Raw genomic sequence first — 14,812 nt, forward strand, 5'->3', positions numbered from 1 at the left:
GGCGGGTGCGGGGGGTTGCTCCGCCGGCATCGCGGGCGGCGGGGTCGTAGCGGCGAAGGGGGCCGGGGTGGTGCCGGGCGCCCCTGGACCTCGTACCGCTGCCCGCGCGGCGGCGGCGCCACCGCCCGGTGGGACAGGGGCGGCGGCGACATTGTGGGCGGGAGCCTGGACCTGAACGTGCGCCTGCGCCTGGGAGTGGGCTTCGGGTCCGGGGACGTAGCCCATGGCAGGCGCACCGCCACCACCCGCGAAGTTGACGCCCCGTTCCAGCCGGTCGAGGCGGGCCATGACCGACTGTTCGTCGCCGTAGGCGGCGGGGAGCATCACTCGGGCGCAGATGAGCTCGAGTTGGAGGCGGGGGGAGGTGGTGCCGCGCATCTCGGTCAGGCCGGTGTTGACGAGGTCGGCGGCGCGGCTGAGTTCGGCGGCGCCGAAGGTGCCGGCCTGGGCCTGCATACGTTCCAGTACGTCGGTGGGGGCGTCGATGAGGCCTTTGTCGAGGGCGTCCGGGACGGCGGCGAGGATCACCAGGTCGCGGAGGCGCTCCAGCAGGTCGGCGACGAAGCGGCGCGGGTCGTTGCCGCCATCGATGATGCGGTCGACGACCTCGAAGGCGGCGGCGCCGTCACCGGTGGCGAAGGCCTCGACGACGGAGTCGAGGAGTGAGGCGTCGGTGTAGCCGAGCAGCGAGGTCGCCATGGCGTATGTCACACCGTCGGTGCTCGCCCCCGCGAGCAACTGGTCCATGACGGACATGGAGTCACGCACGGAGCCGGCGCCGGCGCGCACGACGAGGGGCAGGACGCCGTCCTCGACCGGGATGTTCTCCTGCCCGCAGACCTGGCCCAGGTACTCGCGCAGGGTGCTGGGCGGCACGAGCCGGAAGGGGTAGTGGTGGGTGCGTGACCGGATCGTCCCGATGACCTTCTCGGGCTCGGTGGTCGCGAAGATGAACTTGAGGTGCTCCGGCGGCTCTTCGACGACCTTGAGAAGGGCGTTGAAGCCGGCCGACGTGACCATGTGGGCCTCGTCAATGATGTAGATCTTGTAGCGGCTGCTCGCGGGGCCGAAGAACGCCTTCTCGCGCAGCTCACGGGCGTCGTCCACACCACCGTGCGACGCGGCGTCGATCTCGATGACGTCGATGGAACCCGGTCCGTTGCGCGCGAGGTCCGTGCAGGACAGGCACTCGCCACAGGGGGTGGGTGTGGGTCCCTTCTCGCAGTTCAGACAACGGGCCAGGATGCGCGCGCTCGTGGTCTTGCCGCAGCCTCGCGGCCCGCTGAACAGGTACGCGTGATTGACCCGGTTGTTCCGCAGCGCCTGCTGCAACGGGTCGGTGACATGTTCCTGCCCGATGACCTCGGCGAACGACTCCGGGCGGTAACGGCGGTAGAGCGCGAGAGACGACACGCGTACGAGGTTATAGGCGCCCACTGACAACGGGGGCCGTCCACAAGATCCACAGGGGCGGTCCCGACCCCGGGAACGCAAGCGCCCCCCACGCACCCGCCAGAGCCAACCTACCCTTGCTGCCTTCCGGCCCTGGGGGAGTTCAGTCAGATAGCGCCGCGTGAGGGGCTCCGCACAGGCTACAGGATCTGAGCGGGGGGAACGAGTTCGCGAGCACTCCTCAACGTCTTGTATTGTTTGCCGCGGAGGATTCGCCTAGTGGCCTAGGGCGCACGCTTGGAAAGCGTGTTGGGGGCAACCCCTCACGAGTTCGAATCTCGTATCCTCCGCCAGTGCCTCACCGGGCACGATGTCGAAGGGCCTCACCGTTCGCGGTGGGGCCCTTCGTCGTGCACCGGTTGCATTTCTGGTTGCACTTACATGATTCCATTTCCGACATTTCACTGACCTGTCGGCCCTCTCGCGCCGCAATTGAGGCGGCCCACAAGCCGCCGACGCCCACCAAGGGGGAACTTGCCCCTTGCGGCACCCGCGGATCACGGGGATACGCCATCCTTGAACCCGGCCCCGCTACGAAGCTCCCTGGTCTGACGAGGTGCACGTCGCATGAAGTCCCGATCCACGCTGGCGACATGGCTCGGCAGCCTCGACAGTTCTCGTCTGGCACGCGTGCTCGGGGCACGGCAGGACGCCGTGTCGCCTCCGGAGCCGCGTTCACTGGGGGAACTGGCGGATCGTCTTCAGCGCCCGGGATCGGTGGCGCTGGTCCTGCCGCGGCTCGCGCTGCCACACCTCCAGGCGGCCGAGGCGCTGGCGGCACTGGGGGTGCCCGCATCGCGCGATGCTCTGGTGAAACTGCTGGGAGTCGTGGACGACGCAACCACCCGCGAACTCGACGCCGTACTGGAGGCGCTGGCCGATCACGCTCTGGTCTGGCCGGACGGCGCGGGGCAGCTCCGTATGACCGGACCGCTGCGGCAGGCATGGGACACACCCCTCGGGCTGGATGCTCCGCTGGAGGAACTGCTCGCGGGCACGACCTCCGACGAACTGCGCGGCATGCTGGTGGCACTGGGCGTCAAGCCGCCTGGCAGCAAGTCGCAGCGAGTGACCGCCCTGGTGGAGCACCACAGCGACCCGGAGCAGATCGCCTCCGTGGTCGCACAGGCCCCTGCGGCTACCCGGGAACTGCTCGAACGCCTGGCGCGGGGCGCGGCGAGGCAGCCGGAGTTCGTCGTGTTCGGGTCTCCTGGGCCCGGCCTCGAACCGGGCGCGCGGTGGGCGCTGGACCGGGGGCTCCTGATTCAGGACCGGCATCGCTACGGGCCGGCCCGTATGCCCGCCGAGGTGGCACTCGCGTTGCGCGGAACCGGCCGGCACGCTCCGTTCGTGCCCATCCCACCGCGTCCCCGGCTGGTATCCGTCACCCGGGCGGAGGTGGATCGCGAGGCGTCGGCCGCGGCCACGACCTTCGTTGCCCATGCCGCCTCGGTCCTGGCGGTCTGCTCGGCAACCGCACCGGTCCGACTGAAGTCCGGCGGGGTGGGTGCGCGTGAGCTGGCGCGGATCGGCAAGGCCGCCCAGGCCGACGACACCGTCGTGCGCCTCACTCTCGAAACCGCGTACGCCGCCGGGCTGCTGGGCCGGGACGGCGATCGTGTGGCCGCCACCGAGGCGTACGACGCCTGGGCGGAGCAGGAACCCCCGAAGCAGTTCGCCGTGCTGCTCCGGGCATGGCAGAACCTGCCGCTCACCCCGACTCAGGCGCGCGACGAGGACAACAAGGCACTGCCCGCCGTCGCGGGAGCACCTCCCTGCGGCGGCTGTGTGCAGGCCCGCCTCGGGCTGTTGGCCGCAGCCGCACAGCTCCCGGCCGGGCAGGGCACCAGGGTCACCTCGGAGCTGGGGTCACTGATCGCCTGGCATCGCCCGCTCGCCGACTCACTACCCCAGGACGGAACGCCGTTCGCCGCTGTGCTCCGTGAGGCCGAGTTCCTCGGCGTACTCGCGCGTGGCGCCCTGTCCGGTCTCGGCATCCACCTGCGGACCGGCGATACGGAGGGGCTGAGCATCGAGTGCCGGCGGCTGCTCCCCTCGGCCACGGCGGTGGCTCGGATCGGCGCCGACCTCACTGCCGTCGTCACCGGCACGCCGTCCGCGCGGCTGGCCGCACTCCTGGATTCCGTCGCCGACCGCGAGACCAGCGGCACGGCATCGGTGTGGCGGTTCAGCGCCGGCGGCATCCGCCGGGCCCTGGACGCCGGCCGCATCCCCGAGGACATCACAGCCGACCTGGCCGCTGTCGCCGTCGGGCCCCTGCCACAGCCTCTGTCATATCTGATCGCCGACATCGCGCGCGGCCACGGACGCGTGCGCATCGCCCCCGCCGCCTGCGTCCTCCACGGCGACGAGCCCGCGCTCCTGGCCGAACTCGCCGCCCACCGCGGGCTCGCCAAGCTCGGACTGCGGCAGCTGGCACCGACGGTGCTGGTCAGCCGCAGCCCGATCGCCACGACCCTCGCCGCGCTCCGGGCCGAGGGATACTCCCCTGTCGCCGAAACAGCCGAAGGCACGGTACGCATCGAGAAAGCCCGGCCTCAGCGGGCCGCCGCTCCCGTTCCCACTCCACGCGGCAGCAGTGCGAGGGACCGCGGCCGGATCGCATCCGCACGCGCGGCGAAGGCAGCCGCCGCCGTCGACCCGAACACCTTGGCTACCCGGCTGCTGGCCGCCCCGCCCACGACTCCCGAGCCCGCGCCGTTCGACGGAGGAGTGCCCTTCGCCACGGACACAGAAGAGATCGTCGCAGGGTGGGCGAAGCGCCTGCCGTACAGCGACATCCGCCAGCTCGCGCATGCCATCGATGTCGGTCAACCCATCACCGTCGAATACGTCGCCACCTCGGGCAAGCAGACTGTGCGTACCCTCAGCCAGCTCGAACTCGACCCGCCCTACTTGGAAGCCTGGTGCCACCTTCGGGACGCCGAGCGCGTTTTCACCCTCTCCCGCATCCACAGCGTCATGCCCGAATGAAAAGGGTAATGGTATCGGTAGAGATAGTATCTCCATCGATACCATTACCCACGGAAGGCTGGTCGTGCGGCGCTTCATCGGGCGGGACCGCGAGCTGAACGTGCTCGACAACGCCTTGCAGACGGTTCACGATGCCGTCGGGTCGGTGAGACCAGGCCAGTGCATCCTCATGCGCGGACGGCGGCGGGTCGGCAAGTCCAGCCTCGTCGAGGAATTCCTCCGGCGCACCGAGACGCCGTACCTCTTCTTCACCGCGGCGGGCGGCACGGCCGACGACGAGCTGACGGAGCTGCTCGACGCCGTCGCCAGATCCACCCTCCCGGAGCGGGGACTGTTCTCGGAGGAGGCCCCGGAGCAGTGGAATGCGGCATTCAGGCTGCTTGCGGAGGTCCTGCCCGACGACAGCCCAAGCGTGGTCGTCATCGATGAGGTTCCGTATCTCATGGACCGAATCGACGCGTTCGAGGGGATGTTGCAACGGGCCTGGGACCGGCTGCTCAGCCGCAAGCCCGTGCTCCTCCTCCTGGTCGGATCCGACCTGTCGATGATGGAGGCGCTGAACAGCTACGACCGCCCCTTCCATCAGCGGGGCCGGGAAATGGTCGTGGGGCCGCTGAACCCGGCCGACATCGGCGAGATGCTCGACCTGTCGCCGGCGGTCGCCTTCGACGCCGCCCTGATCACGGGCGGTCTTCCGCTGATCTGCGCGGAGTGGCGGGCCGGAGCGGACGTCTGGGAGTTCCTCGGTGACTCGCTCGACAACCCGATCTCGGCGCTGCTGGTCTCCGCCGAGCGTTCACTTGCCGCGGAGTTCCCACCGCAGGCGATGAGCAGGGAAGTCCTACGGGCCATCGGAGCCGGAGAACGAACCTTCACCAACATCGCGCGCGCCGCCGGCGGCATCGCCCACACCACGCTTACCCGGGCAACGGACGTCCTGACCGAGAAGCGGGTGGTGGCAGCCGAACTGCCCCTCTCCCTGCGTCCGTCGAAAGAACGCCGCTACCGAGTGGCAGACCCCTACCTGCGGTTCTGGCTCGCGTTTCTGGATCCGCACATGGCTGAGATCGAGCGGATGCGGGGAGATCTCACACTGAGCCGGATCAGAGAGCAGTGGACGAGCTGGCGGGGCCGCGCGATCGAGCCCCTGGTCCGGGAATCCCTCGCCCGTCTCCTGCCGGACGGGCTCCTGCCCGCCGCCCCGGCGATCGGCGGTTACTGGACCCGCAGCAACGACGTCGAAATCGACTTGGTGGGCGCCGACCGGCAGCCGGTGGCCAAGCAGTTGCTCTTCCTCGGCTCGATCAAGTGGCTGGAGAACTCCCCGCTCGACAGCCACGACCTGGCCGCACTGCACAAGCACCGGGCGGCGATCACCGACGAGCCTGTGCCGCTCGTGGCGGTTTCCCGAAACGGAACCAGCTGTACTGGGCTTCATGCGTCGTACGGCCCCGACGAACTGCTCAGTGCCTGGCGCAGAGCATGAACAGCGGCTGAGGTGCCCTGGTTGCAGTTCTGGTTGCGTTCACCTGCGTACGGCACTGTCCAGAAGTCCCGAGCACCCCCGCTCCATCGCAGGTCGGAACGCTCCCGTACACCCCCGAACCCCCAGACGAACATTTGGAAAGCGTGTTGGGGGCAACCCCTCACGAGTTCGAATCTCGTATCCTCCGCCAGTGCCTCACCGGGCACTACGAAGTAGCCCTGATTCACGGAAACGTGGGTCAGGGCTTCTTTGCTTTGGGCTGCGTCGGGAACAGGCGGTCCGGTCGGTGCGGTTGCATCGGGCGAGGGACCGGCGCCGTAGCGGTACGCCGGTCCCGCCGCGTGGACCAAGACGTACTTCTGCAGGAGGACTGTTTTCATGACTGACCGGCCCTTGACGCTCATGGCGGTACACGCTCACCCCGACGACGAAGCGACCAGCACCGGAGGGGTGCTCGCGCGGTATGCGGCGGAAGGCATCCGTACGGTTCTCGTGACCTGTACCGACGGTGGTTGCGGTGATGGACCAGGGGGTGTCAAGCCGGGGGATCCCGGGCACGATCCGGCGGCTGTCGCGCTGATGCGTCGGCAGGAGCTGGAGGCGAGCTGTGACGTCTTGAAGATCAGCGATCTGGAGATGTTGGACTACGCCGACTCCGGGATGATGGGCTGGCCGAGCAACGACGCCCCCGGATCCTTCTGGCAGACCCCCGTGGAAGAAGGCGCGGGTCGGCTCGCGGAGCTCATGCGGCATTACCGGCCCGATGTGGTCGTCACCTATGACGAGAACGGCTTCTACGGGCACCCCGACCACATCCAGGCCCACCGCATCACGATGGCGGCGCTGGAGATGACGGCGCTGGACACGACCGCGCCGACACCGAAGGTGTACTGGACCACGATGCCCCGCTCGACGATGCGGCGGTTCGGCGAGATCATCCGCGAGTTCCATCCGGACATGCCGGAGCCGGATCCCGCCGAGGTCGCCGAGATGGCCAAGATGGGCCTCCCCGACGACGAGATCACCACCTGGGTGGACGCCACCGCGTTCAGCGACCAGAAGTTCGACTCGCTGGCCGCGCACGCCAGTCAGGGCGACAACATCTTCTTCCTCAAGATGGGCAAGGAGAGGTTCGGCGAGTTGATGGGCGTGGAGACCTTCGTCCGTGTTCAGGACGCCACCGGCGCGGCCCTGCCCGAGAACGATCTCTTCGCCGGACTGCGCTGATCCCGCGGCTCTTCGGCGTCCCCTCGCTCACCGCGCGGGATGCCACCGAAGCGACACATACGCCGGTGGTTCGTCCACGAAGGGCGGCTCCCCGCCGATCTGCCGGGCGCGGGTGCCGTCGGGATCGGCCATGTCGTACGCGGGCCAGCCGGGGTCGCCGTCCGTGAGGAACCCCGTCCACGCGGCGATCAGGGTGTCTCGGGCGGCGCGTTGCTCCGGGGTGTCGATGTCCAGGAGGGCGCGTTGGTCGAAGGCGTAGAAGCGTTCGCAGCCGTGGAAGGCGCCGTAGTGGGGGCCCAGGGGTTCGGCGGAGAAGAGGTAGGTGTGGGCGGTGCCGCCGGCCTTGGTCTGGAGTTCGGCCAGGTGCGTTGCCCGGCGGCGGTAGACGGCGTCGGAGAGGAAGCGGGTTCGTAGATCGGACAGTTCGGCGGACTCGTCATTGGACGGGGCGCTGGACATGTCGTTGGACCGGTCGTTGGACCGGTCGTTGGACCGGTCGTTGGACCGGTCGTTGGACCGGTCGTTGGACCGGTCGTTGGACCGGTCGTTGGACCGGTCGTTCGGCGCGTGCGGTGCTTCGTGGTTGCGGTATGCCTCCAGCAGGTCTCGCGGGTGTTGTACGCCTGCCAGTTCCATCTCGGACAGGAGGGCCTGTTCGTCTTTCGGGTGGCGGTAGTGCTCACTGGCGTAGAGGTACTGGAAGGTGCGGAACTCGTTCCGGTTGGCGCCGATCAGGAGGGGGATGTGGGTCGCCGCGCCCGCTGCGATGGCCTTGGCGGGGTCCTCGACGATCACCGTTCCGTCGTGGACCAAACCCCACGCTCGGCCGCCGGGGAGGTTGCGGGCGCCGAAGTCCTGGTCGATCACCGTGTGTTGGGCCTCGATGATGCGCGTGAGAGGGGCCGACTGAAGTTCGGTCATCATCTTGGCGCCGACCTGCGTCATGAGGTCCTCCGTGATGGAGGACGAGAGGTCGGGTGGGTAGAGGCGGCCGATGCTGCCGCTGTGCAGGATCGCCTTGTGGAAAGTGCCCCGGGCGGCGGGGTGGGTCAGCAGGGCGCCGATCGAGAAGGCGCCCGCCGAGTGGCCGGCGACGGTGATGTTGTCCGGATCGCCGCCGAACGAGGCGATGTTGGCGTGGATCCAGTGCAGTGCGGCGGTCTGGTCCTGGAGGCCCAGGTTGGCGCTGTCCCGCCACTCGTTCGCGTCCGGGCCTGCCGGGTTCAGCCAACCCAACGCTCCTACGCGGTAGTTGGGGGCCACCACCACCGCGCCGGTCAGGCGGGAGAGGGCTGCGCCGTCCGTCGTCGGCGGGGAGGCCGTGCCGAGTTCGAAGCCGCCGCCGTAGATCCACACCAACACCGGTCGCCTGCCTGCCAGTTCGGGCGTCCATACGTTCAGGTACAGGCAGTCCTCGGATGTCTCCCAGCCGCCGGGGCCGTCCGCGCCTCGCTGTGCGGGGCCCGCGGGGTACTCGGTCGCCTCGCGTACGCCCTCCCAGGGGGTGGGGGGTTGCGGTGGGCGCAGGCGCAGGGGGCCGATGGGTGGGGCGGCGAACGGTACGCCGGCGAACAGCAACGCTGACGACACATCGTCGGCCGTATTCGCCGTATTCGCCGTACGCGCTGTACGCGCCGTACTCGTTCCGCGTAGAACGCCGTGCGTGATGTGTGCGGTGGGGGGGTTTCATCGTCATCGGGTCAGTCATCGGGTCAGTCCTTCGCGTCTGTTGTCGGTGGGGCCGGTACGTCCATCTCCAGCAGGCAGGCCGCGAGGCTCTTTCCGTGGGCGTCCAGGCGGAGGGAACGGGTGACGCCACCGTCGAGGGCGTCGTGGAGGACGAACTTGAGGGCGTGGAGGGACGGGATCTCGTAGCGGTGGATCGGGCCTGGGGGGAGGTCGGGGAAGTGGGCGCGTATGCGGTCGGGGGTGAGGAGTGCGCGGAGGTGGGGGTAGTGCGCGGGCCGGTAGGCGATGACCGAGATGTCGGCCGTGGAGCCCTTGTCGCCGGAGCGGGCGTGGGCCAGTTCGTGGAGTTTCATGGTGTGGCTCCGGCCGTGTTCAGCTGAACTCCCGTTGCGGGCATGACCAGTTCGCGGGGCAGCAGGACCGAGGTGATGGCGATGTTCTCGCGGGCCTCTCGGGTGACGCCCGCGCCTCCGCAGGGGCCGTTCAGCCACAGGGACGCCACCTCTCTGCCCAACCGGCGTGCCTGGAGGAGGGTTTCGGTGCGGGCGGCCACGCGTAGGCGAACTTCGGCTGGTTCTACGGCAGTTGTGGGGTCGGTGCCGGTTCCTCGGTGTACGGCGTCGACGCCGATCAGGTCGTAGCGCGCCTCCGTGACCGGGAACTCGGCCCGGGTCAGGCGCTGTTGGACGATCCGTGCTGCCTCGCGGGCTCGGGCCACGGCGCCGGGGCCGGCGTAGGAGATCTCGCCGTGGGCGAGGAAACCGTCACGGTAGCCGACCGATGCCTTGAGGGTGATGGGGCGTTCGCGGCCGGTGATGCCCGTGACCGCGACCCGGTCCTCCGCGAGGTGGGTGAGGTGGGCGTGGGAGAAGTCGGCGGTGACGTCGGGGGTGAGGTAGGCGGCGGGGTCGTGGACCTCGTAGAGGAGTTGTTCGGTGACGGTGGCGAGCGTCAGGCGGCCGCCTGAGCCGGGGACCTTGGTGACCGTGAAGGAGCCGTCCTCGGCGACCTCGGCGAGGGGGAAGCCGAGGCGGGCGAGGTCGGGGACGTCCTTGGTGCCGGGGTCGGCGTAGTAGCCGCCGGTGAGTTGGCCGGCGCATTCCAGGAGGTGGCCCACGGCGGTTCCGCGGGCCAGGAGGGGCCAGTCGGTCGGGGGCCAGCCGAACTCGTGCATCAGCGGGGCGAGGAAGAGTGACGGGTCGGCGACCCGGCCGGTGACAACCACGTCGGCGCCCTGGGCGAGGGTCTCGATGATGGGGGTCGCGCCCAGGTAGGCGTTCGCCGATACGACGGTCTTGTGGAGGTCGCTCACCGTGCTTGCCGCCCTGCCGGGGCCGTCCAGGAGGGGGAGGTGAGTGCCTTTGACCAGGTGGAGTACGTCGTCGCCGGTGACCGTCGCGATGCGTAGGCCGTCGAGGCCCAGGCGGCGGGCGACCTCGGCGACCACCCTCGCGGCGGCCGTCGGGTTGGCCGCGCCCATGTTGGTGATGATGCGGGTTCCCTGGCGGGCGCAGGGTTCGAGTACGGCTTCCATGCGCTCCTCCAGCCACTCGTTGTAGCCGGAGTCCGGGTCGCGGAGGCGGTCCAACTGGGCCAGGGCGACGGTGCGTTCGGCCAGGCACTCGAAGACGAGGTAGTCGAGGCGGCCGTGTTCCGCGAGTTCCACGGCGGGGTCGACGCGGTCGTCGGCGAAGCCCGCGCCGCAGCCGATGCGGATCCGTCGCGCCGGCTTCTCAGGGGTCGGTGTCCGTCTCCATGTCCGGCTCCATGTCCGGCTCCGTGTCCGGCTCCATGTCCGGCTCCATGTCCGGCTCATGGGACCACTGTGGGGCGGTGCGGGGGCCCCGGGCAAAGATCAATCGCGCATGGATTGATGTGGCATCCGCATGGATGAGCCCTCCGCCCTGTACGCATGGGGCATGGACATCACCCTGCGGCAGATGGAGCTGTTCCTGAGTGTCGCGGAAGCCGAGCCGTTCACCAGGGCCGCCGAGGAGGTGTTGCTGAGCCAGCCTGTGCTGAGCCGTACCGTTCAGCAGCTCGAACACGCGGTAGGCGCGAAGCTCTTCGAGCGCACGACGCGGTCGCTGGCGCTCACCCCGGAGGGCACTGAGCTGCTCGGTGTCGCCCGCGACATCCTCCGGACGTATCACCGCGGCATGGAACGGTTCGCCGCGCTGCGTGCCGGGGAGCGGGGCACGGTGACGGTGGCCGCGCTGCCGTCGGTGGCGGCCGGGATGCTGCCCGGCGTCTTCCGGGCCGTGCTGGGCGAGCATCCCGCGATGCAGTTGCGGATCCTGGACGGGACCACGCGGGAGGTGATCGAGTACGTCCGTTCCGGGGCGGCGGAGTTGGCGATCGCGGAGGGCGGGAACGCGGACCCTCAGGTGCGCGGTCAACTCCTGTGCGAGGAACCGGTGTTGGCCGTGCTGCCGGCGGACCATCCGCTCACCGAGCGGGCGTCCGTGACCTGGCACGACCTCGCCCAGCAGCCCTTCGTCGCCTTCACCCCGTCCAGCAGTGTGCGGCGGCTCGCGGATCTGTCCTTCGAACAGGCGGGAGTTCGGCCGACGAACGTCATCGAGACCCGGGAGGTGGGTACGGCGGCGGGCATGATCTCGGCGGGGCTCGGCGTCAGTGCCGTACCGCGGCTGGTGCTGCCGTTGATGGCGTTCGGGCGACTGGTGACACGGCCACTGAACGGGCCTGGAACGGTACGGAAGTTGGCGGTGTATACGCCTCGTACGCCTGTGCTGCCGCCGGCGTCCGCCTATTTTCTGCATCGGCTTCTGCGTGGGGCGGGTGCTGAGCATGATGGTTCGGGGTCGGGTCTGTCGGAGACCGGCGAGCAGGGAAACAAGGGGGAGAGACGTGTCTGAAGAGCCCGGTGACGTCGTCATCTACTGGCGGCCCATGTGCACGTACTGCATGAGGCTGCTCACCCAACTCCGTTTCACCCGGCTCCAGTTCACCAAGGTCAACATCTGGCGGGACCCCGACGCGGCGGCATTCGTCCGGTCCGTCGCGGACGGGAACGAGACTGTGCCGACGGTGACTGTGGCGGGGCGGGCGATGGTGAATCCGTCGAAGCGGGAGTTGTTGGAGGCGGTGGAGGCGTATGCGCCGCATCTGTTGTCGGGGAGCGGCTGACAGAGCTGTTCATAGGGCTCGTCCGGTCCCCGCGTCGGCGCCTCGGGCTCCTACAGCGGTTGCCCGCCGCGGAGTTGGGCGTCGGACACTCGTTTCACCTCGGCGAACCGGTCGTCCTGGCGCCGTCCGCCCGCCAGGTCGCTCAGGGCGTACGCCGTGTACGTGAAGCCGTCCGTCGTATGGAACTGCGCTCCCCAATTGCCGAGGGTCACCGCCCTGACCTGCGCCCAGGGCAGGAGTTGGGTGCCCCAGGGGTTCACCATGACGATCATGTCCGTCGTGAGTTCCAGGCGTACGCGCAGCAGCACCCACCAGGCAAAGAGCGCGAAGAACAGTGCGAAGGCGGTCGCTATGCCGGCGGAGTCCACGTTCGCCATGTCCGGGTGGAAAAGCGCACCCCACCAGGCGGACAGCGCCCCGCACGCCGGGCCGACGGCCAGCAGATATCCCCCGAGCCGCCCGGACTGACTGACCCGCCAGACGCCTATGACACCGCCTCGTACACCGTCCACGGTACGAATGATGCCCGGCCGACTGGGCTAGCGGGGTGGGGTGAACGGGTTCCGTTCCGGGGTCGGTGGGGTGTTCCACCAGGCCGGTGGGGGTGTGATCGGGGTCCAGTCGGGGCCCCTGTGGGTGTGCCACCAGGTTTCTATGGTGTGGAGCTTTTCGTTGAAGTGCCGGTCCCAGGACAGGAATCCCGTGGTGGGTGCCCGGAGTTCGGTACTGCGGCCGTTCGCCTCGTGGAGGACGATCGACTTGGTGCCCGCGGTGGACTGGACCTGGATGGCTTGGATGTCGGCCCAAGGGATGGTTCGGCGGCGCACGTTGTGAACCACTGCCGCGGACGGGGTGAGGGTGATGCCGAAGCGGGAGGGGAGGACGCTTCCCAGCAACAGCAGGACGGCCCAGAATGCCACCACGCCAGGGACTCCGCCCGGCGGTGGCATCTCCGTCCCGGCCGTGGTGAAAAGGACCGCTGTCATAACGGCCATGGGCAGGAGGGGAGTTATCCATTGCCACACCGCCCTGCGGATGCGCACCTCGGCCGGCGACGGTCTCCCACTCTGCGGACTGTCCACCCCTGCCACCCCGTTGACCGGTCGTCCCGTTGCGCTGCTGTCCCGCTTGTCCGGTGCGGTGATCCATTGTCGCCGTTGTCGCTGTGTTTGTCGTTGAAGAAGTTTCCCGGGGCGTGACAACCCCCCTGTCCCGTAACCCCGTTCCTCAGACATGAAGTACTTCTCACCGTGCGCCGCGCCGGTGCCGGGTGGAGGTGGCCTGTGATCCGGACGCCGGTCTGGCAGGACGTCTCCGATGCCGGTGATGCCGGTGGTGTCGGCGGTGCCGGGCTCGACTTCGACGACTTCGCTCGGAGTCGGCAGGCGCATCTGCGGCGTACGGCTCATCTGCTGTGCGGGGACTGGCACTTGGCCGAGGACCTGACGCAGACGGCGTTGGCGAAGCTGTACGCGGTGTGGCGCCGGGTACGGCAGTTGGAGTCGCCGGACGGGTACGCGCGGCGGGTGCTGTACCGGACGTTCATCGACGAGACCCGGCGGCGGCGCTGGTGGGAGCGGACGGGGGCGGGGGCGGGAGTGGGAGAGGGCGAGGGGGCGTACCAGGAGGACTTGGTGGCGTCCGCTTCCGATCCGGATCTGCGGCTGACCCTGCTCGACGCGCTACGGCAACTGCCGCCGCGTGGGCGGGCGGTGCTGGTGCTGCGGTTCTGGGAGGACCAGAGCGTGGAGGCCACGGCGGCGGCGCTGGGGTGCAGCGTCGGCACGGTGAAGAGCCAGACCTCCCGGGGTCTTGGCACCCTGCGCACCATCCTGGCCGACTCCGGCAAGGATCTCGGCGCCGACTTCGGACCTGGCGGCGCGGGATCTGGAACCGGCTATCTGCGGGCGGAGTGGTGACCATGAGCGGGAAGGCCGGTGACGAGTTCACGGACCAGACGGGCCAGACGGGCCAGACGGACCAGACGGACCAGACGGACCAGACGGACAGGATCGACCCGCAGGTGTACGAGTCCGCGCTCGCGGATGCCCTCGGCGGGCTCGGTTCCGGAGCCGAACCGCCCATGCCCGACCTGGTGCCGGGTGCCGTCGCACGCGGTGCGCGGATCCGTCGTCGGCGGAGGGTCGGGGCGACGGTAAGTGCCGCTGCCATGGCGGGAGTTGTCGCCCTCGGCGGGCACGCGCTGCTCTCACCCCGGCCGGAACCCGCGCCGACGCTTCCCGCCGGGCAGCCGTCGGTCTGGTCCCCGTCACTGGAGTTGGTGCGGTCGATCCTCGCCGCCGGTGACGGCAACAGCGGCGGTGAGGGCACGACCGTCTCCGCCGAGCAACCCCGCCAACCCCTCCGCCCCGGGCGGTACTTCAAGATGACCACCGCCGACGGCAGCGTCAACGACCTTTACGTGAGCGTCAGTCGGACCGCCACCGACCCGTCGTACGAACACCCGACCCGGGCCTGCGCGGACAGCAACGGCCGGCTGCTCGCCTCCCCTTGGAACGGTCTGATCACCCGGTGCTCCCTGACCGAGCACGGGTCGGGCAGCCTGTTGTACTTCTTCGTGGCCGGCAGGTCCATGGCCACCGGTGTCACCTATCTGACCCCGGGCGGATGGACGGTGCAGGTCATCGCGGGCAGGCTCGACGAGGCCGCCACCGGCCGGAGCGGCAGCACTCCGCGCACGGGTCCGCTCACCCAACTCGCCACCGACCCCCGCATCTTCGACGCCGTGAAGGAGGGCGGCGGCGGCTGATCCGGGACCTCTCCGGCTGAGTGAAACACCTCTCAATCAACAAC

General features: G+C 69.4%; 13 protein-coding genes, 1 tRNA gene and 1 other RNA gene. 8 read left to right on the top strand and 7 right to left on the bottom strand.

Annotation, left to right across the window (positions count from 1 at the left end; all coding sequences use genetic code 11):
* Both SPR02S_RS00005 and ffs read right to left on the bottom strand, forming a co-directional pair.
* On the bottom strand, positions 1-1,413 hold a 1,413-nt coding region (locus tag SPR02S_RS00005; RefSeq protein ID WP_026150066.1), incomplete at its 3' end, for a DNA polymerase III subunit gamma and tau.
* Positions 1,414-1,487: 74 nt separating this feature from the next.
* Positions 1,488-1,586: signal recognition particle sRNA small type (gene ffs / locus SPR02S_RS59485), an RNA gene on the bottom strand.
* Positions 1,587-1,657: 71 nt separating this feature from the next.
* Here ffs and SPR02S_RS00010 point away from each other — a divergent pair.
* The 4 genes from SPR02S_RS00010 (at position 1,658) to SPR02S_RS00025 (ending at position 7,159) form a co-directional block, all read left to right on the top strand.
* Positions 1,658-1,745 (top strand) — tRNA-Ser (locus SPR02S_RS00010).
* A 274-nt stretch (positions 1,746-2,019) separates the two neighbouring features.
* Entirely contained in the window at positions 2,020-4,446 is a 2,427-nt protein-coding gene (locus SPR02S_RS00015; protein WP_019054874.1) for a helicase-associated domain-containing protein, read from the top strand.
* A 64-nt stretch (positions 4,447-4,510) separates the two neighbouring features.
* Positions 4,511-5,932, top strand: coding sequence for an ATP-binding protein (locus tag SPR02S_RS00020; protein ID WP_019054875.1), 1,422 nt, complete (start codon positions 4,511-4,513; stop codon positions 5,930-5,932).
* Between the two features lie 378 nt (positions 5,933-6,310).
* Entirely contained in the window at positions 6,311-7,159 is an 849-nt protein-coding gene (locus tag SPR02S_RS00025; RefSeq protein ID WP_026150067.1) for a PIG-L family deacetylase, read from the top strand.
* Positions 7,160-7,186: 27 nt separating this feature from the next.
* Here SPR02S_RS00025 and SPR02S_RS00030 read toward each other — a convergent pair whose 3' ends face one another.
* From SPR02S_RS00030 to SPR02S_RS00040, 3 genes are all read right to left on the bottom strand, one after another.
* On the bottom strand, positions 7,187-8,749 hold the full coding sequence (locus SPR02S_RS00030) for a carboxylesterase/lipase family protein (protein ID WP_245607462.1): 1,563 nt from the start codon (positions 8,747-8,749) through the stop codon (positions 7,187-7,189).
* A 122-nt stretch (positions 8,750-8,871) separates the two neighbouring features.
* Positions 8,872-9,201 (bottom strand): AtuA-related protein, encoded by a 330-nt coding sequence (locus SPR02S_RS00035; protein WP_019054878.1) that lies wholly within the window; start codon positions 9,199-9,201, stop codon positions 8,872-8,874.
* Entirely contained in the window at positions 9,198-10,664 is a 1,467-nt protein-coding gene (locus tag SPR02S_RS00040) for an acyclic terpene utilization AtuA family protein (protein WP_078622764.1), read from the bottom strand. The genes SPR02S_RS00035 and SPR02S_RS00040 overlap by 4 nt, the downstream gene beginning before the upstream one ends.
* A 70-nt stretch (positions 10,665-10,734) precedes the next feature.
* Between SPR02S_RS00040 and SPR02S_RS54795 the strand changes: the two genes are divergently transcribed.
* Both SPR02S_RS54795 and SPR02S_RS00050 read left to right on the top strand, forming a co-directional pair.
* On the top strand, positions 10,735-11,727 hold the full coding sequence (locus SPR02S_RS54795) for a LysR family transcriptional regulator (protein ID WP_019054881.1): 993 nt from the start codon (positions 10,735-10,737) through the stop codon (positions 11,725-11,727).
* Positions 11,720-11,998 carry a glutaredoxin domain-containing protein gene (locus SPR02S_RS00050; RefSeq protein WP_019054882.1) on the top strand — a complete coding sequence of 93 codons (279 nt, stop codon included), beginning with the start codon at positions 11,720-11,722 and terminating at the stop codon, positions 11,996-11,998. Before SPR02S_RS54795 ends, SPR02S_RS00050 begins: the two co-directional genes overlap by 8 nt.
* A 50-nt stretch (positions 11,999-12,048) precedes the next feature.
* On the opposite strand, the gene SPR02S_RS54800 is transcribed toward SPR02S_RS00050, so the two are convergent.
* Entirely contained in the window at positions 12,049-12,510 is a 462-nt protein-coding gene (locus SPR02S_RS54800; protein ID WP_245607463.1) for a PH domain-containing protein, read from the bottom strand.
* Positions 12,511-12,537: 27 nt separating this feature from the next.
* Positions 12,538-12,921 (bottom strand): hypothetical protein, encoded by a 384-nt coding sequence (locus SPR02S_RS00060; protein ID WP_019054884.1) that lies wholly within the window; start codon positions 12,919-12,921, stop codon positions 12,538-12,540.
* A gap of 360 nt (positions 12,922-13,281) precedes the next feature.
* Here SPR02S_RS00060 and SPR02S_RS00065 point away from each other — a divergent pair, with 360 nt between their 5' ends.
* Both SPR02S_RS00065 and SPR02S_RS00070 read left to right on the top strand, forming a co-directional pair.
* Positions 13,282-13,917, top strand: coding sequence for a SigE family RNA polymerase sigma factor (locus tag SPR02S_RS00065; RefSeq protein ID WP_019054885.1), 636 nt, complete (start codon positions 13,282-13,284; stop codon positions 13,915-13,917).
* Between the two features lie 2 nt (positions 13,918-13,919).
* Positions 13,920-14,768: a hypothetical protein gene (locus tag SPR02S_RS00070; RefSeq protein ID WP_245607464.1), complete on the top strand. Its 849-nt coding sequence runs from the start codon at positions 13,920-13,922 to the stop codon at positions 14,766-14,768.
* Positions 14,769-14,812 lie beyond the last annotated feature (44 nt).

Origin of the sequence: Streptomyces prunicolor NBRC 13075, assembly GCF_000367365.1 — a bacterium.
GTDB lineage: Bacteria > Actinomycetota > Actinomycetes > Streptomycetales > Streptomycetaceae > Streptomyces > Streptomyces prunicolor.